The organism is Amycolatopsis sp. NPDC026612, assembly GCF_040638285.1.
In the GTDB taxonomy this organism is placed as follows: domain Bacteria; phylum Actinomycetota; class Actinomycetes; order Mycobacteriales; family Pseudonocardiaceae; genus Amycolatopsis.
Map to the genome: position 1 here is coordinate 87,968 of NZ_JBEZYB010000025.1, position 23,384 is coordinate 111,351.

Below are 23,384 nucleotides of genomic sequence, written 5' to 3' on the forward strand. Positions count from 1 at the left end.
ACGCCGATGCAGCTGGTCACCGAGGACAACATCACCGAACTCGCCGCGCGGCGCTGGGCGAGCGCGCACGACCCGCGGACCGCGGAGCTGATGGCCGCGCTCGTGCGCCACCTGCACGCCTTCGCCCGGGAAGTCCGGTTGAGCGAAACCGAGTGGATGGCCGCGATGCGGTGGCTCACCGAGACCGGGCAGATCAGCGACGAGAAGCGGGAGGAGTTCATCCTCGCCTCCGACGTGCTCGGCCTGAGCATGCTGGTGGTGCAGATGAACCACGACTTCGACGCGCGGGCCACCCCGGCCACCGTGCTCGGCCCCTTCCACATCGAGGGTTCGCCGGAGAAGGAGTTCGGCGGCGACATGTCCGACGGCCTACCCGGGACACCGCTCTACATCACGGGCGCGGTCCGCGGCCTGGACGGCTTCCCCGTCGTCGGCGCGGTCCTCGACGTGTGGCAGGCCGACGAGGAAGGCGCGTACGAGTCGCAGATCGCGGACGTCGACGAGGCCCGGCTGCGCGCGAAGTACACCACCCGCGCCGACGGGACCTACTGCGTGCGCACGATCGCACCGAAGGGGTACTCGATCCCGATGGACGGCCCGGTCGGCGAACTCATCGGCGGCACCGACATCAGTCACTTCCGGCCTGCCCACGTGCACTTCCTGATCAACGCCGCCGGGTTCGAGCCGCTGATCACGCACCTGTTCCAGGAGGGCGCGCAGTACCTCGACAGCGACGTCGTCTTCGGCACCAAGCAGGAGCTGGTCGTCGCGTTCGAGCCGCGCGATCCCGGACCGACGCCGGACGGCGGCGTCTCGGACCAGCCGTGGCTCGAGGCGCGGTACGACTTCGTCCTGCAGCCGGTGTGACCGCCGGTGCGCGCGGCTGAGATCCGGACGCCCGGGCAGCCCCCGGTGGTGACCGACCGCGGGGAGCCCGAGCCGGGACCCGGCCACGTCACCGTGCGGGTGACGGCAGCGCCGATCACCCCGCTCGACCTGCTCTGCGCGTCCGGCACGTCCTACTTCGGCGTCCCGGCCACGCCGTACGTGCCGGGGGCCCAGGGCGTGGGGGTGCTGACCCAGCCGACACCGGCGCAACCGGCGGGCACCCCGGTCTGGTTCGCCACGGCGGCGGGCATGCGCCCCGGGGACGGCAGCATGGCCGAGTCGGCCGTGGTCGCGGCCGACGATCTGGTCGTCCTGCCGGACGAGGCCGACCACGCGCTCGTCGCGGCGCTCGGGCTGTCGGCGGTCGCGGCGTGGCGGTGCTTGACGGGCCCGGGAGAGCTGGCCGCGGGCGAGACCGTGCTGGTGCTCGGCGCCGGTGGGGTGGTCGGGCAGTCGGCGCTCCAGCTGGCGCGGGTGGCCGGGGCCGGGCGGGTCGTCGCGTGCGCGCGGTCGGACACCGCCCTGGAACGGGCCCGGCGGCTGGGCGCGGACAGCACCGTCCGGCTCGAAGACGGTGATGACGTCGAGCGGCTGGCCCGGCGGCTGGCTGCGGCCGCCGGGCCGATCGATCTCGTGCTGGACCCGCTGTGCGGGATCCCGGCCGCGGCGGCGTTGCGCACCCTGCGTCCGGGCGGCCGGCTGGTCAACCTCGGCAGCGCCGCCGGGGAAGTCTGCCCGGTCCCCTCGGCCCTCCTGCGCAGCCGGTCGCTGCACATCCACGGCTACACGAACAACGAACTCACCGCCGACGAGCGCCGGGAAGCGGTGCTGACGGTGGTGGGGCACGCGGTGGCCGGTGCCCTCACCGTCGAGCACGAGCGCGTCCCGCTGCGCGACGCCGGTGAGGCCTGGACGCGGCGGGGCCGGGTCGTGCTCGTGCCCTGATCAGCGGCCGTATCCCTCCGCGGCGAGTACCTTCCCCATCAGCTCGTAGGCGGCCGGGTCGTCCGGGGCCACGGTCGCGAGGCCGTCGACGTAGCGGTTGTACATGCAGAACGCCGCGGCGATCAGCACCGTGTCGTGCAGTTCGACGTCGGTGGCGCCCTCGGCGCGGGCCGCGGCGACCAGCTCCGGGGTGACGGCCCGGCCGGTCTCCCGCGTCGCGAGCGCGATCCGCAGCAGCGCCTTGAGTTTCTCCGGCACCGGCGCGTCGTCGACCCCGGCGCACGCCGCGTCGACCACCGCACGGCCACCGTCGAGGGTTTCCGCCGCCGCGGCGGCGTGGCTGCCGTGGCAGAAGCGGCATTCGTTGCCGTTCGACACCACCGCTGCGATCAGTTCCCGCTCGCCGACGGTCAAGCTGCTCGGTCCGCGCAGCAGGGTCTGCGCCAGTGCGTTCAGCGGCACCGCGGTCTCCGGCCGGAAGGCCATCAGCGACCGGATCCCGGGCAGCTGCGGGTCGAGCGGGATGTGCGGCATCGGTCCTCCTGGCGGGGCGAAAGATCTTCCCTCGAGTCTTTCGGCCCGCCGCGGCCCGGCCAACCTCCGTGTTGCCCAACCGGACCGCCGCCGAAAGCCGTAGCCCGAGGGTGGGATGGCGGCCGTGACCGCCCGGGGAAGAACACTCGGTGCGAATACACGGGGTGAGCAACGATCGTGCCAAAAACGGCCCCACCCTGGGGGGCGGCCGGTAGCGTGCGCGTCCATGCGGGTGATGAGGGGGACAGATGGACGACGCAGAGTGACCAAGCCGTGGCGGGCCGCCCCGAAGGCCGCGCTCTCCAGCCCGCTGACGCTGGTCGTGGCGGCGGTGACCTCGCTGCTGGCGTGCTTCCTCGGGACGGCCGCGGTCCTGCAGGCCTCGGCGGCCGGCGGCGCGGCCGTGACCTACCAGACGGGGATCACCTGCCCGGACAGCTACGGCCCGATGTTCGGCAAGGGCAACATCCCGGTGCGGGACATCCCCGCGGTGACCGGCGCGATCGAGCGGCACGCCGCCGCCAACGGGTTCGGCGCGCCCGTCGTCGGCGAGTTCACCAACGTGCTCCCCGGCACCGAGTTCAACGGCGATCCGCACTACAAGGTCCGCCTCGGCTTCCGCGACCGGATCGGCCTGGACCACCTGGCGCTGCAGCAGGGCACGCGCGCGCCGGGGCTGTGGCTGGGCAACGTGGTGGCCGACGCCGAGCACATCGGCGTCGGGACGAAGCCGAGCATCCAGGGCATCGCGCTGCCGCCGGTCACCGGCATCTACGGCGACCTGCTGGATCCGCCGCCGCGGTGGTGGTGCTCGCAGCAGTCCGGCGCCGTCGTCGACCGGCTGGTCGACGACCCGATCGACTCCATCGTCTTCGCGACCGACCGCGAGACGTTCGACGACTCGATCAAGGCGCTGGGCCTGCCGACGGTGCAGTACTTCCACGTCTCGTTCTACGAGCCGGCGCCCACGACGCTGAGTGCGGCGGAGGACCTCCTGCAGCGTTCGCGCGATCTCGTCGCCGACGTCCGCGCCGACCTGACCGCCCAGGGTCTCGGTTCCCTGGTCGCCGCCGACGTCCCGACCTTCGAGCGCTCCGTGCAGATTTCCCGCCAGGCACAGGACAACGTGTTCGTCTCGATCCTGCCGCTCGCGCTGATCAGCGTCCTGGTCGGCTGCGCCGGCCTCGGCACGGTCGCCCTGCAGTGGTACCAGCGGCGGCACGCCCAGCTGCGGCTGCTCTCCGCCCGCGGCAGCGGCCCCGCGGCGCTGGGCGGCCTCGCCGTCGCCGAGCTGGGCCTGCCGATCGTGCTCGGCGGCGCCGCCGGTGCGGGCGTGGCGAGGCTGCTGCTCGGCGTGTACGGCCCACCGGGGGCGCCCGATCCGGCCGCCGAGCTGCGCGCCGCCGGGGTCGCGGCCGCGACGCTGGTGGTGTCGCTGGTGCTGCTGGCCCTGATCGTCGCCGTGCGGGTGCACCGGGAGTTCGAGCTGGGCCGGGTGCGCCGCGCGGGCCACCGGATGCGGCTGCCGGCGTACTTCCCGTGGGAGCTCGCGACGGCGGGCATGGCGTGGCTGGGGTGGACCCGCCTGGCGCGCTACGGCACGACGTCACGGCTGGGCAATCCCCTGCCGCAGGTGGATCCGCTGGCGCTGACCTACCCGGTGTTCGTCGTGCTGACCGTGGGCCTGCTGACCGCGCGGCTGGCGTGGCTGGCGCTGCACGCCTCCCACCGGGCCCGGTTCTGGTCGCGCCCGGCGCTGCAGCTGGCGATCCGGCGGCTGGCCGGCGCCCGCGCCCCGGTGACCGGCGTGCTCGTCATCGGCACCCTCGCGATCGGGACGCTGGCCACCGGCATCGGCATCGCCGACGGCCAGGAGGCGGCGCTGGACACCAAATCGGCCATCTTCGTCGGCAGCAACGCCCGCCTCGACACCGACAGCCCGATCGGCGTGGGGACCGTCGCGATGCCCGCGTCGCTGGCGGGGACCAGCACGGTGGTCGGCGAGCTGACCGGGACCGGCAGCGTGGTCCTGGTGGTCGACCCCGCCACGTTCGCCCGCGGCGCCGCGGTGGACCGCGTCCCGGCCGGCGACCTCGACGGGCTGCTGCGGAAGATCTCGCAGCGGGACCCGCACGGCACGCCGGTGATCCGGATCGGGCACCGGGCGAAGCAGGACGGAAAGCTGCCGGACGGGCTGCCCGACGCGGTCGTCGCCGGCGACCTGCCGGTGTTCCCGATGATCGGCACGTCCCCCGGCTACGTCATCTCGCGCACCGTGCTCGACCACGCGCAGCTGAACGGCATCCCGAAGTGGAGCGTGCTGACGACGGCACCGATGGCGGAGGCGACCACCGCACTGCGCGCGGCGGGGGTGTTCATCCCGAACCGGATCAGCCGTGAGTCCGCTTTGGACGGTCTGCCGTTCTTCGTGGTGTCGTGGACGTTCTCGTTCGTGGCGCTGCTCGGCGCGGTGCTCGGGGTGGTGGCGATCCTGGCGCTGCTGGTCGCGGTCGAGGTCCGGCGGAAGCAGAACGCCCTGGCCGGTGCGCTGGTGCTGCGGATGGGCATGCGGCCGCGGACGCTGCTGGCGAGCCACCTGATGGAGCTGGGGGCGCTGAGCGGGCTGGCGATCGTCGTCGGGGTCGTCTGCGGGGTCTCGGTGGCGGGCCTGTCGGTGCCCCGGTTCGACCCGGCGACGTTCCTCGCGCCCCGGTCGGAGCTGCCGGATCCGCTGCCGTTCGTGCTGACCGTCGTCGTGATCGGCGTGGCGGTCGTCGCGCTGGCCGGCTGGATCGCGGTGCGCTCGGTGCGCACCGCCCGGACCGCGGAGCTGATCCGTGCCTGAAAAACCGATCTTCCAGCTGCGCGGCATCGGCGTCGACTACCAGACCCCCGCCGGGCTCGTCACCGGCGTCGACGACGTCAGCATCGACGTGCCCGCGCGCGGGATGACCGTGCTCGCCGGGCCGTCCGGCTCGGGGAAGTCGACGCTGCTGCGGGTGCTGGGGCTGTTCGAGCAGCCCGCACGCGGCACGCTGACCTTCCAGGGCGCCGACGTCGGCGCCCTCAGGCACCGGGAGCGGCGGGCGCTGCGGCGCCACCACCTGGGGCTGGTGTTCCAGAACCCGGCCGACAACCTGCTGGGCTACTTGAGCGTGGCCGAGAACCTGCACGCCGCCGCCGAGGCGGCCGGGACCGAGTGCAACGCCGAGGACATCCTCGGGCAGCTGGGCCTGCACGGCACCGGCGGGTGGAAGATCACCGCGCTGTCGGGCGGCCAGCAGCAGCGGCTGGCCTTCGGGTGCGTGCTCGCCGCGCGCTCGACGGTGATCCTCGCCGACGAACCGACGTCGCAGCTGGACGAGGCGTCGGCCGACCTGGTGCTGGACACCCTGCGGTACCTGGTGGACCAGGACTTCGCGGTCCTGGTCGCTTCGCACGACGAACGCCTCATCGAGCTCGGCGCGCGGGTGGCCCGGCTGCACAAGGGCGCGCTCGAAGGCATCGAAGAACGGGAGCCCCTGCCATGACCGAGTCCCTCGTGGAGGCCGTCGGCCTGCGCCGCAGTTTCACCCACCCCAGCGGGGACATCGAGGTGCTGCGCGGGCTGGAGCTGCGCGTCGGCGCCGGCGAGCTGGTGACGGTGTCGGGCCGGTCCGGGTCCGGCAAGAGCGCGCTGCTGGCGCTGCTGTGCGGGTTCGACTCCCCCGACTCCGGCTGTGTGCTGCTCGACGGCGTCCCGATCACCGGCGCCCCGCCGTGGCACACCTGCGCGGTGCTGCCGCAGGCCCTCGGGCTCGCCAACGAGCTGACGATCGCCGAAAACGTCGCCCTGCCGCTCCGGCTGCGCTCGGACGTCCCGCGCCCGTCCCCCGCGGCGATCACCGGCCGGGTCACCGAGCTGCTGGACGAGCTCGGCATCGGCGAACTCGGCGACCGCTACCCCCTGGAGGTGTCGTTCGGGCAGCAGCAGCGGGTGGCGCTGGCCCGCGCGGTCGCCGGGCGCCCCCGGGTCCTGCTCACCGACGAGCCGACCGCGCACCTGGACGCCGCGTCCACACCGCGGGTGCTGCGGCTGCTGCGCCGGTGCGCCCAAGAGGGCGCCGCGGTCATCGTCGCCACCCACGACGAGGAGGTCCACCGCATCGCCGACCGCCGCGTCCGCCTGCTCGACGGCGTCCTCACCGCACTGCTCGATTAGAGCCGCAGCACGATCTTGCCCCGCCGCGGCCCGGTGACGGCGTGCGCCGCGGCGGCCTCCGCCAGCGGGTAGACGGCCTGAAGCGGCACGTGGAACCGGCCTTCCCCGAAGAGCGCGGCGGCGTGCGGGAGGCCGTGGCGCCCGTCCGGCTGACCGCCCAACGCGCCGACGGACAGGCGGACGCCGTGCTCCGGGCCGCTGAAGTCGGCCAGCGTGACCACCTTCGCCGTCGTCCCCGTCAGCTCGATCAGGTCCGGCAGCGAACCCCGGCCCGCGACGTCGAGCGCCGCGTCGACCGGACCCCGGACGCGGTCGCGCAGGCCGGGGCCGTACGGGACGGGGAGCGCGCCCAGCTCCGCGAGGAAGTCCTGGTTGTCCGGTGCGGCCGTGCCGATCACCCGGGCGCCGCGAGCCAGCGCCAGGAGCACGGCGAGGCTGCCGACCCCGCCGGACGCGCCGTCGACCAGCAGCGTCGAGCCTTCGCGGACGTCGAGCAGGTCGAGCGCGCGGGTCGCCGTCTCGACGCCGGACGCGGCGCCACCCGCCTGCTCCCACGGCATCGACGGCGGCTTCCGCGTCCAGAACGCGAGAACCGCGAACTCGGCGCTCGCCCCGCCGAGCCGGGTGACGTCGACCGCGCCGAAGACCTCGTCGCCCACCGCGACGCCGTCGGCGTTCGCCTCGTCGACCACGCCCGCCGCGTCGACGCCGGGAATGTGCGGCAGCACGATCGGCGAGCGCGACCGGCCGGCGCGGATCGCCAGGTCGACCGGCGAGACCCCGGCCGCCCGCACCCGGATCCGGACCTCACCCGGGCCGGCGTGCGGCTCCGGCAGCGAGCCGAGGGACAGGACTTCAGGCGGGCCGAACCGCTCGAACCGGGCTGCGAACACGGGCACTCCTCATCTGGGGAACGTCCGCGCCTACGGTAGGAGCGAACACCGGCGACGAACGGGAAGTGAGAGCCGTGCGGGACGAACCGACTCGGAAACGCCGGGTGGACGCCGAAGACAACCGGCGGCACCTGGTGGCGGTGGCGCACGCGGCGTTCGCGCAGGACGGCTCCGGCCTGCCGGTACGCGAGATCGCGCGGCGCGCCGGCCTCGCGCCGGCGACGGTCCACCGGCACTTCCCGTCGCGCGACGACCTCCTCGCGGCCGTGCTCGACGGTCAGGTGCGGCGGTGCGAGCGACAGCTGCGGGCCGCGCTCGCCGACCCGGACAGCCGCCGCGCGCTGACCCGGACGTTCCACCGCTTCGGCGAATGGCAGGTCGCGGAGCGCGGTCTCGCCAAGGCGCTGAGCGGCGCGGCCTTCGCCGGACAACGCCACGAGCACGCCGAAGCGTTCGCGCGGCTGGTCGAGCGAGCCGGCGCGGAAGGCGTCCTGCGGCCGCGGGTCTCGGTCGACGACGTCCGGATCGCGCTGACGGCGATCACCTCGGCGCGCGCGCTGCCCGCCGCCCGCCAGCTGACCCGGGTGCTGCTGACGGGCCTGCTGGCGTAACCGATCAGGAATCGAGAAGCGCTGGTCAGCGGCCCGGGAATAGCGTCGTAGCCGTACCGCAGACCACGACTTCAGGAGCACCGCGATGAGCACCCAGGGGATCAAGACCGTCCTGCACCCCGTCACCGACCTGGCCGCGGCCAAGGCCGTCTACACCGCCCTGCTGGGCACCGAACCGCAGGCCGACGCGCCCTACTACGTCGGCTACGACGCCGAGGGCCAGCACATCGGCCTGGTGCCCAACGGCGCGCAGCAGGGCATGACCGGGCCGGTGACGTACTGGCACGTCGCCGACATCGAGGCGAAGCTCGCCGAGGTCACCGCGGCGGGTGGGAAGGTCAAGGACGAGCCGAAGGACGTCGGCAACGGGCGCCTGGTGGCGTCCTTCACCGACCCCGACGGCAACGTTCTCGGCGTGCTGCAGGACGCGCCGGCCTAACCGATTGCGGTGGCCCGGCTGACCTCCTCCCAGGCGGCCAGGTCCGCCGCGACGGTCTCGTGGTGGGCGCGGATCGCTTCGACGGCGTCCGCGCCCAGCGCGAGCCGCAACGGGGCGTCCTCACTGCCCACCGCCCGGACGATCGCCGCGGCGGCCTTGGCCGGGTCGCCGGGCTGGGTCCCGTCCATGGTTTCGACCGCTTCGCGGGTTCCCGCGGTCGAGACGGCGTAGGCGTCGATCGTGCGCGACCGGTGCATGCGGCCGCCACCGAACTCGGTGCGGAACGCGCCGGGCTCGACGATCAGCACCCGCACCCCGAACGGCGCGACCTCCGCGGCCAGCGCCTCCGAGAGCCCTTCCAGGGCGAACTTCGCCGCGCAATAGGCCCCGAAGCCCGGCATGGACAGCTGACCGCCCATCGAGCTGATCTGCACGACCGTGCCGCTGCCCTGCGCGCGCAGGTGGGGCAGCACGGCTTTGGTGACCGCGACCGCGCCGAAGAACATAACGTCCATCAGCGTCCGCAGTTCGTCCATGGTGAATTCTTCGACCGCGCCGACCGAGCCGTGGCCGGCGTTGTTGACCACGACGTCGATCCGGCCGAACTCCTCGAGCGCGGTCTTCACCGCGGTGTCGATCTGCCCGGCGTCGGTGACGTCCAGTGCCGCGATCCGGACCCGGTCGCCGCCGCGGTCCTGCAGTCCGGCCAGGGTTTCCGGGCGCCGCGCGGTGGCCAGCACGCGATCGCCCGCGGCCAGCGCGGCCAGCGCGATCTCCCGGCCGAAGCCGGCGGAGCAGCCGGTGATCAGCCAGACGCGGCCATCGGTGTTCGTCATCTTCGTGTCCTCCCAGTGCTTTCCTCCCTTCCATCCTGGAGAGGATCACCGGCGCACCGCCAACACCGATGTCCTGCCGCGGCTACAGTCTGAGCCTGTGACCCCCGAGTTGCGGCAGTTCCGCTACTTCGTCGCCGTCGCCGACGCGACCAGCTTCACCCGCGCCGCCGCCGTGCTGCACATCGCGCAGCAGTCGCTGTCCCAGCAGATCACCGTGCTGGAACGCGCCCTCGGCGCGCGGCTGTTCGACCGCGACGCCCGCGGGGCGCGGCTCACCGCCGTCGGCCGGCTCTTCCTGCCGGAGGCCCGCGCGGTGCTGGCCCGCGCCGAAGAAGCCGTCGCGACGCTCGGGCGGGCGGTGCGCGGCGAGATCGGCGACATCCGGCTGGTCTTCCTCGCCACGACGGCGAACTACCTGCTGCCCCCGGTGGTCCGCGCGGTGCGGGAGCGCTACCCCGGGCTGGCGGTGACCACCGCCGAGGCGCCGATCGCCGAGCTCGTCGAGGGCCTGCGCGAAGGCCGGTTCGACCTGGCGTTCACCCGGCCACCACTGGTCGGGGACCTGGCGTCGCGGACGCTGCTGACCGAAGAGGTGTGCGCCGTACTGCCCGTGGAGCACCCGCTGGCCGGGCGGGCTTCGCTGAAGCTGGCCGACCTGGCGGGCGAGCCGTGGGTCCTCACCCCACGCGGCAGCTGGGAACCGTGGCACCGCAGCTACGACGACGATTTCGCCGCCGCAGGGTTCACCCCGCGGGTGGTGCAGCGGGCCGCCACCGTGCAAGGTCTGCTCGGGCTGGTCGCGGCGGGCGTCGGGGTCACCCGGCTGGCCCGCTCGTCCCACAGCCTCCGCCGCACCGGCGTGGCGTTCGTGCCGCTGGACGGCGATGTCGCCCGCACGGAACTGGTGTGGTTGCCCGGCAACGACAACCCGGCGGTCCGGGCGATCGCCGACGTCGCGGCCGAACTGGCGGCGGCCACGGACCTGACTCAGGCGGGTTGACCGCTTTCGGTCGGCAGACCGGCGGTCACCCAGTCCTCGATGCCCGCGGCGTACTTGCGGACGTCGGTGTAGCCCAGCCGTTCCAGCTGCGCCGCGACCTGGCTGCTGTTGGCGCACGCGGGGTTGGAGCAGTACGTGACGATCGGCGTGGCCTTGTCCGGCAGCAGTTCCGGCGCCTTCGCCGCCACGTCGCCGGCGACGAGGTTGAGCGCCCCGGGCAAGTGCCGGGCCGCGTAGTACGACTCGGGCAGCGCGTCGACGAGGACGAGGTCGCCGGCGGCGAGCCCGGCGCGGACCGCGTCGCGGTCGATGGCCTCGGTCATGGGTGCTCCTTCAGAAGTTCTTGGCGGTGTCGCGGGCGGCTTCGCCGGCGACTCGGGCGGCTTCCCCGGCGTCACCGGTGAGGGTGGGGTGGAACCGGATCTCGGTGACGTCGTCGATGCCGGTCCAGTTCAGCCAGCCGGTGAAGAACGGCGCCTGGAAGTCCGCGCCGAACTCCGGGCCGAGGCCGGGGGCCCACACCGCGCTGGTGTAGATGACCGCGGCTCGCTTGCCCCGGCCTGCGAGCAGGTGCCGGTAGCCGGCGACCGGGTCGACGCCGAAGACCCAGCCGGGCTGGGACACGACGTCGACGAACTGCTTGAGCACGTAGGGCACGCCGGAGTTCCACATCGGCACGCTGAACAGGATCCGGTCGGCGGCGTCGAACCGGGCGAACGCCGCCTTCGCCGCCGCCCAGGCCGCGGCTTCCTCGCCTTCGGGTGTGCCGGCGCCGAAAACGGTCATCTTGGCGCCGGCCGCGGCCGGGCCGAACGCGGGCAGCGACCCGTCCCAGAGGTCCCATTCGTCGATTTCGGCGTCCGGGTGGAGGGTGCGGTAGGTGTCCAGGAAAGTAGCTGCCAGGCGCAGCGACTGGGAGTCTTCGCCACGCGGCGACGCGGAAATGTGCAGGAGGTCAGGCATTTCGGAGCTCCTCGGAAGGGGCAGGCTTTCGCCGGACGGAGAATCGGACTAGAGTCCGCTTATGCCTTCGCACCGTAGCGGACCGCAGTCCGCTTCGTCAACGCCGACCGAACTGCCGATCCTCGGCGCCCCCGTCCGCGAGCGCGCCGACGCCGCCCGCAACCGCATCCGCGTCCTCGAGGCCGCGGAAACACTCTTCGCCGAACGCGGAGTCGACGCGGTCACCATGGACGACATCGCGGGCGCCGCCGGCGTCGGCAAGGGCACCCTCTACCGCCGGTTCGGCGACAAGGGCGGCCTCGCCATGGCCCTGCTGGACCAACGGGAACGCGAGCTGCAGCAGCGCATCCTCACCGGCCCGCCACCACTGGGCCCCGGCGCGGAACCCGCAGACCGGCTCGGCGCGTTCGTCGAGGCCTACCTCGGCTTCCTCGACCGGCAGCTCGACCTCGTCCTGCTCTCGGAGACCGCGACGACCGGCGCGCGGTTCCGGACCGGGGCGCACACCCTGTGGCGACAGCACTGCCGGCACCTGCTCGAAGCCGGCGGCGCGACCGGCCCCGAAATCGCCGCGGACGTCCTGCTCGCGGCGCTCGCGGCCGAGCAGGTCCGGCACTGGCGACGAGACCGGGAGATCACCTCCGCCACACTCACGGAGTCGCTCGTCCGGCTGGTGCGGACCTGGCTGCCCCGTGAACAGTGACACACGGTGTCCGGGGCCGGAGTAGATCACCCGGTCCGTAGAATCGACGGCGATGCGACGTCTTCGGTGGTACTGGGGGGCCCTGGTCCTCGTGTGCGTGGCCCTGCTGGCCGGGTTCTTCGTCTTTTTCGGCTCCGAAAGCAGGCCAGGGCAGCCCCAACCGCGGCAGGGCCCGCCCGGCACCGGACCGCTCACCGTCGTCGCGATGGGTGACAGCACCGTTTCCGGCGAAGGCGCCGGCCAGTACACCGCCACCACCAACGGCCAGGGCGGCAACTGGTGCCACCGCTCCCCCAACGCCTTCGTGGAGAAGATCGCCGTCCCGGGCATCACCGCACACGTCAACCTCGCCTGCTCCGGCGCACCCGCCGAGCAGGTCGCCCTCGGCGACGTCAAACAGTGGACCGAAGGTTCCCAGGCGCAGCAGCTGGCCGCGCTGGTCAAGGACCACCGGGTGGCCGCGGTCGTGATCGCGGTCGGCGCGAACGACGAACCCAAGTTCTCCAACCAGGTCAACGACTGCTTCAAGGCGTGGTTCGACGCCGGCGGCCCCCCGTGCAGCACGGCACTGAAGCAGACCTGGCAGTCCAAAGTGGACGCGATGGTGCCGAAGGTGGCGACCGCGGTCTCGGACGTGAAGAAGGTGCTGGCTTCCGCCGGCTACGTCCCGGCGGACTACCAGCTGATCCTGCAGTCCTACGCGGCACCGATCGGCCCGGACCTGCCGGAGGACCTGCGCACCCTCAACGGCTGCCCCTTCCGGACCGAGGACCTGCGCTGGATCGCCCAGACCGGCATCGGCGTGCTGTCCTCGGGCCTCAAGACCGCCGCCCAGCAAACCGGCGCCCGGTTCCTGGACCTGGCCAAGGCGGGCGTCAAGCACGAGGCGTGCAGCGGCGGCGCGAACCCCGCGACGGAGTGGTTCACCCGCCTGACACTGCAGCTGGCCGACCTCGGCCGGACCGAGCGCGCCGGGCACGCGCTGCAGGAGTCGTTCCACCCCAACGCAACCGGCCACACGGCGATCGCCAACTGCCTGACGGAGTTCATCGCCGCCAAGGACGGCAACGCCTCCTGCCTCGCCGGAGCGGACGGCAAGCTCCACGCGGCCCCGGAGGTCGTGGCCCGCTGAGGCGCAGCTTCCGCAGTGGCCCGCTCCCCGCCCGGACGGCGGCGTCTCAGAGGTCGAGGGCGGCTCGCAGCGCGATGTCGATCCGCTCCTGGACGTCCTGGTCGATCTCGGCCACGCGCTCGTCGAACCACGGGCGGTAGAGCCGGGTGAGGTTGAGCGTCGAGACCCAGTAGCGGGCGTCGACGGCCACGCCGAGGATGTCCATCGGGTCGCGGTCGAGCAGCTCGGTGCCGAGCAGCCAGGGCCGCTCGGACTCGTTCACCCCGTCCGAGGACAGCAGCACCACCGTGCGCTGCCGGGCCGGATCGGTCGGGGGGTGGTACGTCCAGACTTCACCCCTGCGCACGCAGATCCTGTTCCGCCGCGCTGCGCTCGGCCTCGTCCGATTCCGCGACGGCCGGCTCCGGCCTCTGCGGGGTGTAACCCGTGCGCACCGCCTCGCGCCTGGCCGCCTTCGACAGCCAGGACGAGACCGAGATTCCGTGGGCTTTCGCGGCTCGTTCGGCGAATTCCAGTGCGCCGCTGTCCAGCGAAAGAGTGACCTTACGTGTTGCCATACCTTTTACCGTACCAGCGCCCCGGCCGCCGGACGGAGCGCCGGAGTCAGAACGTCGGCGAACGTCCCTCGAACGGCGTAGAGAGCACCACCGTCGTCCGGGTCGAGACCTTCGCGGCTTCCCGGATCCGGCGCAGCAGGTCCTCCAGCGCCAGCGGCGACTGGACGCGCACCAGCAGGATGTAGGACTCGTCGCCGGCCACCGAGTAGCACGACTCGATCTCCTTGATGTGCTGGATCCGCTGCGGGTAGTCGTCCGGCGCGCCCGGGTCGTTCGGCGTCAGCGAGATCAACGCCGTCAGCGGCAGGCCGATCTGCTCGCCGTCGAGCCGGGCGGTGTAGCCGAGGATGACCCCGCGCTGCTCGAGGCGGCGCACCCGCTGGTGCACCGCCGACACCGACAGGCCCACCCGTTCGGCGAGGTCGGTGAAGCTACGCCGGCCGTCGGACGCCAGCTCTTGGACGATCGACTGGTCCAGCGGCTCCAGGCCGCCGGTCGTCATGCGTCCAGCACGACGAGCTCGTGCGGCTGGTTGTTGACGGACTCGACGCCGTCTTCGGTGACGATGACGATGTCTTCGATCCGGGCGCCCCACCGGCCCGGCTGGTAGATGCCCGGCTCCACGCTGAAGGCCATGCCCGGCTCCAGCGGCAGTGCGTTCCCGGCGATGATGTACGGCTCCTCGTGCACGTCCAGGCCGATGCCGTGGCCGGTGCGGTGGATGAAGTACTCGCCGAAGCCCGCCTCGGCGATGACGTCCCGCGCGGCGGCGTCGACGGCCTCGGCGGTGACGCCCGGCTTCACCGCGGCGACGGCGGCGGCCTGGGCGCGCTGCAGGACCGCGTAGGTCTCGGCCACGTCGGCGTCCCGCGGCGCGCCGACCGCGTAGGTGCGGGTGGAGTCGGAGTTGTAGCCGGCAGGCAGCGGCCCGCCGATGTCGACGACCACGACGTCACCCTTCTCGATGACGCGGCCGGATACGTCGTGGTGCGGGCTGGCCCCGTTCGGGCCGGAGCCGACGATCACGAAGTCGGCCTGGACGTGGCCCTCCTCGACGATGGCCGCGGCGATGTCGGCGCCGACCTCGGCCTCGGTGCGGCCGGGCCGCAGCCACTCGTGGACCCGGGCGTGCACCCGGTCGATGGCCGCGCCCGCGTCCCGCAGCGACGCGATCTCGGCGGCGTCCTTGCGCATCCGCAGTTCGCGCACGACGGGGCCGGCCAGGGTCTGCTCGGCCTCCCCGAGCGCGGCCCGCAGCGCGAGCACGTGCAGCGCGGGGGTGAAGTCGCTGACCGCGACCCGGCCGGGCTTCCCGAGCCGGTCCGCGACGAGCTTGTAGGGGTCGTCGCCGTCGACCCAGGTGAGCAGTTCGACGCCGAGCTCGTCGGTGGGGACGTCGGCGTACCCGGGCGCCTCCAGCTTCGGCACGACCAGCGCGGGAGGGCCATCGGCCGGCACGACGAGGGTGGTGAGCCGCTCGAACGAGCCGCCGGCCTGGCCGAGCAGGTACCGCAGATCGGAGCCGGGCGCGATCAGCAGGGCATCGGTGCGCGCAGCGGCCGCGGCGGCGCGAGCGCGCTCCAGCCGGGCGCGCAGGGCGGCGGCATCGGGGGCGGGCGTGTGGAGGGATCGGCGCGACATGAGAGCGAGCCTAGTGGGGCGCCCGGCCGGAGCGCGCTCGCCCGGGCCCGCGACATGCCGGGCCGGGTGACACGGTTCCCCCGGCCACGAGGGGCCCGGGGTGAGGCGAGCACTCTCGTCGGAAGCACCAGGCGACGTGCGGCCGCGGGCGCACGCTCGACTGGTTCCCGGGCGGCGTTCGTCTGGTTCCGCGGCAACGTTCGCGGCGTGCGGCGCGGGCAAACCCTCGGCGGCACCAGGCGGCGTGCGGGCGGGCATCCCCGCCGCGCCCGTTCCGGGCCGCCGATGGGTGGCGCGCCCCTCACGCCGCCCCGGGGTCTGGCAGGCTGTGCGGGTGACCGGATCCCTTGCGCTGCTCGACTCCGCGAGCCTGTACTTCCGTTCGTTCTACGCCCTGCCCGACTCGATGCGCGCCGCGGACGGGACGCCGGTGAACGCCGTGCGGGGGTTCGCCGACACGGTCGCGCGGATCCTCACCGACCGGCGGCCCGCGCGGCTGGTGTGCTGCCTGGACGCGGACTGGCGGCCGAAGTTCCGCACCGACCTGCTGCCCAGTTACAAGGCGCACCGCGTCGCCGAGGAAGCCGGCAGCGGCCCGGACGTCGAAGAGGTGCCCGACACGCTCACCCCGCAGGTGCCCATCATCCTCGAGCTGATGGAGGCGTTCGGGTTCGCCACCGCCGAAGCCGCCGGCTACGAGGCCGACGACGTCATCGGCGCGCTGGCGACTCGCGAGAAAACCGATCCGGTCGAGGTGATCACCGGTGACCGGGACCTGTTCCAGCTGGTGCGCACAGAGCCGTCGCCCGCGTCGGTGATCTACGTCGGCAAGGGGTGGGCCAAGGCCGAACTGCTCGGGCCCGCCGAGATCGCCGAGCGCTACAGCCTGCCCCGCGAGACCGCCGGGCCGGCGTACGCCGACATGTCGGTGATGCGCGGCGACCCCTCCGACGGGCTGCCCGGCGTCGCGGGTATCGGCGAGAAGACCGCCGCGAAGCTCATCACGCAGTTCGGGTCGCTCGACGCCCTGCTGGCGGCCGCCACGGCCGGGGACGCCCGGGTCCCGCTCAAGACGCGGCTGCGGCTGAAGGACGCGGCGGACTACCTCGCCGTCGCCCCGACCGTGGTCCGGGTGGCGGTCGACGCGCCGGTCGAACAGTCCCGCCCCGACATCGTGCCCGCGACGCCGGCCGACCCCGGGCGCGTCGCCGAACTCGCCGAGCGGTGGAACCTCGGTCGCTCCGTCGAGCGGCTCCTCAAGGCGCTGCCCGGCGCCTGAGCCGCCCGGTCAGAAGTGCGTGCCGCACCACGGCGCGGTGACCGTGGTGAACAGCTCGTCGGCCCGCGCCACCGCGGCCGCGTCCCGCACTTCGATCCGGCCCGCGTGCGCCAGCGCCGTCGCGCTCCACTGCCCGAGGTAGAGCATGCCGAGCGTGTCGACGTCGAGGGCCAGGTCCGCGGCCGCGCCGGTGCGCCGCGCGCCGTCCGGGCCGACCTCGTAGTGCCCGGTGTTGGCTGGCAGCAGCCGGTCGGTCACCGCCAGCACCACCGGGCCGGCCGCGCGGTAGGTGCGGGCCCCGAGCGCGGCCGTGACGTCGACCGGCCGCAGCCACAGGTCGTCCTCGACGGCAACGGTGGCCGCGTGCCGGTGGTCGGTCAGCAGCAGGGCGAGAGGTTCGTCGACCGGGCGGTGACGGGCGTGCACCGTCGAGACCAGGTCCACCGACAGCAGGTACCGCCAGAGCGCGGCCCGGGCGGCCGGGCCGGCGGCGTGCAGATCGCGGACGTCCAGGACGACGCGGTGGTCCGGCGCATCGGCAGACCGCCGGTCGACCGTGCTGTACACGACGAAACCGTCGTCGCCGTCTGGTCCACTGTGGACAGCGACGAGGTGGTCGCCGTCCGGGCCCACGTGCCCGTCGTGCGAGATCGGCCACCACAGGTCCGGACGCCCGATCATGCCCGGCCGGTGCAGTCCGATCCGCCGGTACAGCGCCGGCACCGCCCGCACGGCCTCCTCGGGTGTGAGCAGCCGGACGTCGCCGCCGGCCGGGACGCACTCGTGGAGCCGGCCCGCCACCCGCAGGCTCTTGCCGAGCGCGGCCGAACCGTAGCCGAACCTCCCGTAGATGGTGGGTTCACTGGCGTGCAGGACGGCGAGCGGCAGCCCGCGCGCCGCGAAGTCCGCCAGCTGCGCCCTCATCATCGCGCTCAGCACCCCGCGGCGGGTCCGGTCCGCGCGGACGCCGACGCCCTCGACGGCGGCGACCGGCACGGCCCGCCCGCCCGGGACGGCGATCTCGGTGGCGAAGGAGCTGACGATCCCGATCGGGGTTCCGCCGTCGAACGCACCGAACTTGTCCGCGGCGGGCCAGGAATCCCCGACCCGGTCCCAGACGTCGTCGGCGACGCGCCGGGTGTGCAACGCCCGGCGCAGCAGGTCGAACGTGCTGCGCCGCTCTTGCTCGGCGATCGGGCGGACGTCGAAGGCGGTCATCCACCCGATCCTGCCGTCCCGGGCCGGACCCGGCACCCGGTTTTCCTCCGCTCGGAAGCGTCCGCTCAGAAGTGGCTGCCGCTCCAGGACGCCACGCGGGTGCCGAAGAGCACGTCGGCGGCCGCCGGAGCGGCCGGGTCACGCACCTCGATCCGGCCCGCGTCGGCCAGTGCCGAGGGGTGCCACGTGCCGAGGTAGATCATGGCCAGCGTGGTGACGTCCAGCCGAAGCCCGGCAGGGCGGTCCGTCCGCTCGGCACCGTCCGGGGTGACGCGGTAGGCGCCGCTGTTGCCCGGCAGCAGCGGATCGGTCACCTCCAGGACCACCGGGGCGGCCTGCCCGTACTCCCGGCCGGCCAGTGCCCTCGGGACGTCGACGAGCCGGATCCAGTGCTCGTCCCCGATCCGGTCGACGTTCCCGCTGCGGTGATCGGCCAGCAGGAGCTCGATCGGATCGTCGAGCGGGCGCGAGTCCGCGAAGACCCGGTCCACCAGGTCGACCCCGAGCAGGAACCGCCACAACCCGGCGAACGCCGTGGCGGAACCGGCGAACAGGTCCGCCACCTCCAGCGTCTTGGTCCACGGGTGGGCCGGCACGCCGTCGACGAAGTAGATCGCGAACCCGTCCGGGCCGCCGGGGCCGTGGTGCACGACCGCCTTCACCGGCGAGGTGTGCCGACGCGCCTGCGTCTCGTAGAGCCGCCACAGCACCTCCGGCCGGGTCATCATCCCCGGCCGGTGCTCCAGGCGGTCGTACACACCGGGGCAGGTTTCGAGCGCCCGGTCGAGGTCCAGCAGCTCCAGTTCGCCACCCACCGGGGCGTCCGGCCGCAGCCGCGCCCGCCGCCGGTCGACGCTGTAGGCGCGGTACCGCGTTGCCAAGCCGTAGCCGAACCGGCCGTAGATCCCGGCTTCCGAGGCGAGCAGATTGGCGAACACCACCCCCCGCGCCGCGAAGTCCGCCAGCTGCGCCGTCATCAACGCCCGCAGCACCCCACGGCGGGTGCGATCGGCGCGGACGCCCACCGACGTGACCCCCACCATCGGCAGCCGGGCACCGCCGGGCACCGTCAGCTCGGCGTCGAACGACCGCGCGGTGCCGATGAACTCCGGGTCGAACGCCCCGATCGCGCCGCCGGGCTGGTAGTACCGGGCCGCCCGCGCCCATTCCGTGTCGTCGGCCGGCGGGAAGTGCACGGTCTCCCGGAACAGGTCGCTCGCCGCCCGGTGCTCCTCGGCGCCCAGCGTCCGGATCTCGAAGTCACTCATGCCCGGATCATCTCCGGAAACGCCAAGGCCCGGCCACCCGGACGAACCGGTGGCCGGGCCTCGGTCAACGCTACTTCGAGACGGGCGGGGAAACCTCGTAGTTCCCGCCGTCGCCCTTGACGGTGATCGGCACCTGCTGCGGCTTGCCGGCGATCGTGGCGGTGCACTCGAACTTCGCGCCGTCCGCCACCTTCTGCTCGGCGGGACAGGTGACCCCGGTGACGCCGTCGATCTTGTAGGTCTCGGTCAGCAGCTTCTGCACATCGGTCTGCATCTGGGTGTTGTTGAAGACCTGCGTCTTCAGGAACCCGGGCGCGACGAAACCGAGGACGAGGAAGACGGCGACGACCACGACCGCCGCGACGACGCCGATCAGCAAGCCCTTCTTCGACTTCGCCGGCTTGTCCCCCTCCGGGGCAGCCGCCCCGGGGAACTGCTGGCCGTAGTCGTACTGACCGGGCGGCTGCTGGCCGTACTGCGGCTGGGCCTGCGGCCCGCTCTGCGGGTACGCCCCACCCGGCTGCTGCCCGTACTGCGGCTGCGCCTGCGGCCCGCTCTGCGGGTACCCGCCACCGGGCTGCTGCCCGTACGGCGGCGGCTGCTGACCCCACTGCGGCTGCTGCGGCGGGGCGTACCCCGGCTGCTGCCCGTACGGCGGCGGCTGCTGGGGCTGCTGCGGCTGACCCCACTGCTGCTGGTTCGGCTGCTGGTTCGGGTCGTAAGAAGGCTGCTGCGGCTGCCCCCACTGCGGTTGCTCCTGCGAGCCGCTCGGCGGGTACGCGCCGCCCGGCTGCTGCCCGTACTGAGGCTGCTGTGGGTCGTTGCCGCCATACGGCGTGCTCATCGTCTGCCTCCGCCTGCTTCGCTCATCAAGCTGTCCACCCCGAAACACCGGCAAGCCGCACACACGGTGTCGCTGGCGATCCAACCACAGGTCGGAGCCGAGCACACGTGTCCACGCTCATCACCCGCACTACCGGAGAGCAGGGCTAACACCGAGTTCACGCCGCACCCGCGGCCACGATCCCGCGGCGCAGGGCCTTCACCGCGTCGGCCGCCGCCGCCCCCACCGGGTCGGCCTTGCCGAGCACGTCGCGGATCTGGTCGAGCAGGTCGATCACCTGACGCGACCAGCGCACGAAGTCACCCGCCGACAGCTCCTGACCGTTGGCCTCGGCCGCGGTGAGCACCTTCTCCAGCGACTCGCCACGGGCCCAGCGGTAAACCGGCCAGGCGAACCCCGCGTCCGGCTCCCGCGTGCGGTCCAGCCGGTGCCGCCGCTCGTCCTCGGTCAGCTCCACCCACAGCCGCGCCGTCTCCTGCCACGCCTCCGGCACCGCCCCACCCGGCAGCCGGGGCTCACCTGCCGTGTCCCGGCGTGCCTCGAACACCAGCGTGGACACGACCGCGGCCAGCTCGGCCGCGTCGAGGTTGCGCCACACGCCGTGCCGGATGCACTCGGCGGCCAGCAGGTCGGACTCGCTGTACAGCCGGGTCAGCCGCCGGCCGTGCTCGGTGACGCGGTCCTCGGCGCCCTCCGCCGCACCCTTGGGGGAAGCGCTGCCCGCGGCGGCGAGGTACCCACGCTCACCGAGCAGGGCGAGGATCCGGTCGAACGCCCGTGCCAGCGAGTGCGTGGTCGCCGCCACCTTCCGCTCCAGCTGCTGGGTCTCCGCGGTCAGTCTCTGATACCGCTCGACCCAGCGCAGGTTCGCCTCGCGCTCGGCCAGCCCGTGACACGGATGAGCTCGCAAAGCCCGCCGCAACGCGGCCAGCTCACCGTCTTCGTTCGCCCCCGAACGCCGCGTCTGCCTGCCGGGCAGCGCAATCCCGGCGTTCCGCAGCGTCGAGGCGATGTCCCGGCGCGCCCGCGGCGAACGCAGCTCGATGTGCTTGGGCAGCTTGATCCGCCCCAGCACCTCCACCGGCGCGGGAAAGTCCGCCACCGACAACGGCCCCGACCACCGGTCCTCGGTCACCACCACCGGCCGGGGCTCCCGGATCGGGTCCAGCCCCGGGTCGACGACCACCGCCAGTCCCGCGCGGCGGCCGGCGGGCACGGCGATGACATCGCCCTTGCGCAGCTTCTCCAGCGACTCCGCCGTGCCGGCCCGGCGCACCGCGGTGTTCTGCCGGGACAACGCCTTCTCCCGCGTCGAAATCTTCGCGCGCAGCTCGACGTACTCCAGCACCTCGTCGAAGTCCCCGGTCACCGCGGCCGCATAGCCCTTCAGGGCTTCCTTGTTCCGCTCGATCCGGCGCGCGGTGCCCACCACCGACCGGTCCGCCTGGAACTGGGCGAACGACTGTTCCAGCAGCTCACGCGCCTCGGCGGCGCCGACCTGGGCCACCAGGTTGACCGCCATGTTGTAGCCCGGCCGGAACGACGACCGCAGCGGGTACGTCCGGGTCGAAGCCAGCCCGGCGACCTGCTTGGGGTCCACCCCCGGCTGCCACGCCACGACAGCGTGCCCCTCGACGTCGATACCGCGCCGCCCCGCCCGGCCCGTGAGCTGGGTGTACTCCCCCGGCGTCAGCTCGACGTGCGCTTCCCCGTTGTACTTCACCAGCCGTTCGAGCACGACCGTGCGAGCGGGCATGTTGATCCCCAGCGCCAGCGTTTCGGTGGCGAACACGGCCTTCACCAGCCCGCGGACGAACAGCTCCTCCACGGTCTCCTTGAACGCCGGCAACAGTCCCGCGTGGTGGCCGGCGATCCCGCGTTCGAGCGCTTCCCGCCACTCCCAGTAACCGAGCACCCCGAGGTCGCCCTCGGGCAGGTCCGCCGTGCGCTCCTCGATGACGCGCCGGATCTCGTCGACCTCACCCGGCCCGTTCAGCCGCAGTCCCGACCGGACGCACTGCGCCACGGCGGCGTCGCAGCCGGCCCGCGAAAAGATGAACACGATCGCCGGCAGCAACCCCGCCCGGTCCAGTTGCTCGACGACGTCGACCCGCGACGGCGGCCGGAACCGCGGCATCCGCGACGGCGCACCCCGCCGGCCCCGCGGCCCGTGGAAGCCGGCCGGCGCGTACTGCCGCCCGATCTCCTCCGTCCGGCGCAGCAGGGTCGGGTTGATCCGCAGCTCGGCCCCCGGCGCGTGCACGTCGTCCCCGGCGAACAGGTCGAGCAGCCGGTTCCCCACCAGCATGTGCTGCCAGAGCGGCACCGGCCGGTGCTCGTCGACGACGACCGTGGTGTCACCCCGGACCTCCACCAGCCATTCGCCGAACTCCTCGGCGTTGCTGACGGTCGCCGACAGCCCGACCACGCGGACGTGCTCGGGCAGGTGCAGGATCACCTCTTCCCACACCGCGCCGCGGAACCGGTCGGCCAGGTAGTGGACCTCGTCCATGACGACGTAACCGAGGTCGGTGATCGTGGACGAGCCGGCGTAGAGCATGTTGCGCAGCACCTCGGTGGTCATCACGACCACCTGGGCGTTGCCGTTGATCGAGGTGTCCCCGGTCAGCAGGCCGACGGCGTCCGCGCCGTGGCGGCCGACGAGGTCGGCGTACTTCTGGTTCGACAGCGCCTTGATGGGCGTCGTGTAGAAGCACTTGCGGCCCTCGGCCAGCGCCAGGTGCACGGCGAACTCGCCGACCACGGTCTTGCCCGCCCCGGTGGGCGCGCAGACCAGCACGCCGTGGCCGCCCTCGAGGGCCTCGCACCCGCGGATCTGGAAATCGTCGAACTCGAAGGACGCCTCCGCGGCGAAGCGCGTCAGCTGGGGGTACTTCCCACGGTGCGCGGAGGCCGCATAGGCCTCGGCCGGGGACGGAGCAGGGCTATCGGCCACCTCGTCAGGGTTCCACATCCTCCCGGCGGTCCGCACGCCGCGTGACGAACGGCGCGCCGATGGGACCATCGTATAGGGCGTTATACGCTGACGTGACGGCCCTGCCGGTGGGCGGTGGGACGACCGTCAGGCGAGAACGGTCAGCGCGCCCGGGACGCAGCTGACCGTCACCGGCACCGTGCCTTGGGGTTCCCCGTCGGCGTAGGCGGGCCAGGTGTTGCCCGTGAGGGTGACCGAGCGGGCGCGCAGGGTGCGGACGGCGGGGTGGGTGAGGTGCTTGCCGGTGCGCAGGCCCGGGAGCAGGCGGATCAGGACGCGGCGGGTGGCGTGGCCGATGATCGTGACGTCGAAGACGCCGTCCTCGGGGTCGGCGGTGGGGCTGGTTGCCCTGGCGGTGTTCGTGAAGTCGTCGGACGGCGCGGTTCCGGTGCACGTGTAGGTGACGGTCTGGTGCGGGGCCATCGCGCCGAGCGGTT

At 73.3% G+C, this 23,384-nt stretch carries 24 protein-coding genes and 1 pseudogene; 11 read left to right on the forward strand and 14 right to left on the reverse strand.

Features of this window, described 5'->3' with window-relative positions; translation table 11 throughout:
* Positions 1–6: 6 nt before the first annotated feature.
* Positions 7–867 (forward strand): dioxygenase, encoded by an 861-nt coding sequence (locus AB0F15_RS23160; protein ID WP_360273746.1) that lies wholly within the window; start codon positions 7–9, stop codon positions 865–867.
* Positions 868–915: 48 nt separating this feature from the next.
* Entirely contained in the window at positions 916–1,833 is a 918-nt protein-coding gene (locus AB0F15_RS23165) for a zinc-binding dehydrogenase (protein ID WP_360273749.1), read from the forward strand.
* On the opposite strand, the gene AB0F15_RS23170 is transcribed toward AB0F15_RS23165, so the two are convergent.
* On the reverse strand, positions 1,834–2,367 hold the full coding sequence (locus AB0F15_RS23170) for a carboxymuconolactone decarboxylase family protein (protein ID WP_360273752.1): 534 nt from the start codon (positions 2,365–2,367) through the stop codon (positions 1,834–1,836).
* 262 nt (positions 2,368–2,629) lie between these two features.
* Here AB0F15_RS23170 and AB0F15_RS23175 point away from each other — a divergent pair, with 262 nt between their 5' ends.
* From AB0F15_RS23175 to AB0F15_RS23185, 3 genes are read left to right on the forward strand one after another with little or no spacing between them, the layout of a single operon-like run.
* Complete coding sequence (locus tag AB0F15_RS23175) at positions 2,630–5,212, forward strand: ABC transporter permease (RefSeq protein WP_360273755.1); 2,583 nt, start codon at positions 2,630–2,632, stop codon at positions 5,210–5,212.
* Positions 5,205–5,897 (forward strand): ATP-binding cassette domain-containing protein, encoded by a 693-nt coding sequence (locus AB0F15_RS23180; protein WP_360273758.1) that lies wholly within the window; start codon positions 5,205–5,207, stop codon positions 5,895–5,897. The genes AB0F15_RS23175 and AB0F15_RS23180 overlap by 8 nt, the downstream gene beginning before the upstream one ends.
* Entirely contained in the window at positions 5,894–6,568 is a 675-nt protein-coding gene (locus tag AB0F15_RS23185) for an ATP-binding cassette domain-containing protein (protein WP_360273761.1), read from the forward strand. The genes AB0F15_RS23180 and AB0F15_RS23185 overlap by 4 nt, the downstream gene beginning before the upstream one ends.
* On the opposite strand, the gene AB0F15_RS23190 is transcribed toward AB0F15_RS23185, so the two are convergent.
* The gene (locus tag AB0F15_RS23190) at positions 6,565–7,461 is read right to left on the reverse strand and encodes an NADP-dependent oxidoreductase (RefSeq protein WP_360273764.1); all 897 of its coding nucleotides are present in this window, start codon (positions 7,459–7,461) and stop codon (positions 6,565–6,567) included. The two genes, AB0F15_RS23185 and AB0F15_RS23190, sit on opposite strands and share 4 nt — an antisense overlap.
* 104 nt (positions 7,462–7,565) lie before the next feature.
* Here AB0F15_RS23190 and AB0F15_RS23195 point away from each other — a divergent pair, with 104 nt between their 5' ends.
* Positions 7,566–8,072, forward strand: coding sequence for a helix-turn-helix domain-containing protein (locus AB0F15_RS23195; RefSeq protein ID WP_360273766.1), 507 nt, complete (start codon positions 7,566–7,568; stop codon positions 8,070–8,072).
* Positions 8,073–8,157: 85 nt separating this feature from the next.
* Positions 8,158–8,511: a VOC family protein gene (locus tag AB0F15_RS23200; protein WP_360273769.1), complete on the forward strand. Its 354-nt coding sequence runs from the start codon at positions 8,158–8,160 to the stop codon at positions 8,509–8,511.
* Here AB0F15_RS23200 and AB0F15_RS23205 read toward each other — a convergent pair.
* Positions 8,508–9,347: an oxidoreductase gene (locus AB0F15_RS23205; RefSeq protein ID WP_360273772.1), complete on the reverse strand. Its 840-nt coding sequence runs from the start codon at positions 9,345–9,347 to the stop codon at positions 8,508–8,510. The two genes, AB0F15_RS23200 and AB0F15_RS23205, sit on opposite strands and share 4 nt — an antisense overlap.
* A 97-nt stretch (positions 9,348–9,444) precedes the next feature.
* Here AB0F15_RS23205 and AB0F15_RS23210 point away from each other — a divergent pair, with 97 nt between their 5' ends.
* Positions 9,445–10,347, forward strand: a complete 903-nt coding sequence (locus AB0F15_RS23210; protein ID WP_360273775.1) for a LysR family transcriptional regulator — start codon at positions 9,445–9,447, stop codon at positions 10,345–10,347.
* On the opposite strand, the gene AB0F15_RS23215 is transcribed toward AB0F15_RS23210, so the two are convergent.
* The gene (locus AB0F15_RS23215; RefSeq protein ID WP_360273778.1) at positions 10,335–10,670 is read right to left on the reverse strand and encodes a rhodanese-like domain-containing protein; all 336 of its coding nucleotides are present in this window, start codon (positions 10,668–10,670) and stop codon (positions 10,335–10,337) included. The two genes, AB0F15_RS23210 and AB0F15_RS23215, sit on opposite strands and share 13 nt — an antisense overlap.
* A 10-nt stretch (positions 10,671–10,680) precedes the next feature.
* A complete protein-coding gene (locus AB0F15_RS23220) occupies positions 10,681–11,310 on the reverse strand; it encodes an NAD(P)H-dependent oxidoreductase (protein WP_360273781.1) in 630 nt (209 codons plus the stop codon).
* 61 nt (positions 11,311–11,371) lie between these two features.
* Here AB0F15_RS23220 and AB0F15_RS23225 point away from each other — a divergent pair, with 61 nt between their 5' ends.
* Positions 11,372–12,013, forward strand: a complete 642-nt coding sequence (locus AB0F15_RS23225) for a TetR/AcrR family transcriptional regulator (protein WP_360273784.1) — start codon at positions 11,372–11,374, stop codon at positions 12,011–12,013.
* Positions 12,014–12,065: 52 nt separating this feature from the next.
* Complete coding sequence (locus AB0F15_RS23230) at positions 12,066–13,145, forward strand: GDSL-type esterase/lipase family protein (protein WP_360273787.1); 1,080 nt, start codon at positions 12,066–12,068, stop codon at positions 13,143–13,145.
* Between the two features lie 46 nt (positions 13,146–13,191).
* Here the strand turns inward: AB0F15_RS23230 and AB0F15_RS23235 are convergent, their stop codons facing one another.
* Genes AB0F15_RS23235 through AB0F15_RS23250 form a run of 4 tightly spaced genes read right to left on the reverse strand, consistent with a single transcriptional unit; the run spans position 13,192 to position 15,343 of the window.
* Positions 13,192–13,491, reverse strand: a complete 300-nt coding sequence (locus tag AB0F15_RS23235) for a hypothetical protein (RefSeq protein ID WP_191306169.1) — start codon at positions 13,489–13,491, stop codon at positions 13,192–13,194.
* A complete protein-coding gene (locus tag AB0F15_RS23240) occupies positions 13,478–13,702 on the reverse strand; it encodes a hypothetical protein (RefSeq protein WP_360273791.1) in 225 nt (74 codons plus the stop codon). Before AB0F15_RS23240 ends, AB0F15_RS23235 begins: the two co-directional genes overlap by 14 nt.
* Positions 13,703–13,748: 46 nt before the next feature.
* On the reverse strand, positions 13,749–14,204 hold the full coding sequence (locus AB0F15_RS23245; protein ID WP_103342705.1) for an Lrp/AsnC family transcriptional regulator: 456 nt from the start codon (positions 14,202–14,204) through the stop codon (positions 13,749–13,751).
* Positions 14,201–15,343, reverse strand: a complete 1,143-nt coding sequence (locus tag AB0F15_RS23250; RefSeq protein ID WP_360273794.1) for a Xaa-Pro peptidase family protein — start codon at positions 15,341–15,343, stop codon at positions 14,201–14,203. Before AB0F15_RS23250 ends, AB0F15_RS23245 begins: the two co-directional genes overlap by 4 nt.
* Positions 15,344–15,677: 334 nt before the next feature.
* Between AB0F15_RS23250 and AB0F15_RS23255 the strand changes: the two genes are divergently transcribed.
* Entirely contained in the window at positions 15,678–16,622 is a 945-nt protein-coding gene (locus AB0F15_RS23255) for a 5'-3' exonuclease H3TH domain-containing protein (RefSeq protein WP_360273797.1), read from the forward strand.
* Positions 16,623–16,631: 9 nt separating this feature from the next.
* Here AB0F15_RS23255 and AB0F15_RS23260 read toward each other — a convergent pair whose 3' ends face one another.
* From AB0F15_RS23260 to AB0F15_RS23280, 5 genes and pseudogenes are all read right to left on the reverse strand, one after another.
* A complete protein-coding gene (locus tag AB0F15_RS23260; protein ID WP_360273800.1) occupies positions 16,632–17,840 on the reverse strand; it encodes a GNAT family N-acetyltransferase in 1,209 nt (402 codons plus the stop codon).
* 65 nt (positions 17,841–17,905) lie between these two features.
* Positions 17,906–19,108, reverse strand: a complete 1,203-nt coding sequence (locus tag AB0F15_RS23265) for a GNAT family N-acetyltransferase (protein WP_360273803.1) — start codon at positions 19,106–19,108, stop codon at positions 17,906–17,908.
* Positions 19,109–19,178: 70 nt separating this feature from the next.
* The gene (locus AB0F15_RS23270; RefSeq protein WP_360273806.1) at positions 19,179–19,952 is read right to left on the reverse strand and encodes a DUF4333 domain-containing protein; all 774 of its coding nucleotides are present in this window, start codon (positions 19,950–19,952) and stop codon (positions 19,179–19,181) included.
* A gap of 157 nt (positions 19,953–20,109) precedes the next feature.
* Complete coding sequence (locus AB0F15_RS23275; RefSeq protein WP_360273809.1) at positions 20,110–22,908, reverse strand: DEAD/DEAH box helicase; 2,799 nt, start codon at positions 22,906–22,908, stop codon at positions 20,110–20,112.
* A gap of 126 nt (positions 22,909–23,034) precedes the next feature.
* Positions 23,035–23,384: pseudogene (locus tag AB0F15_RS23280) on the reverse strand (sphingosine kinase); the annotation flags it as partial.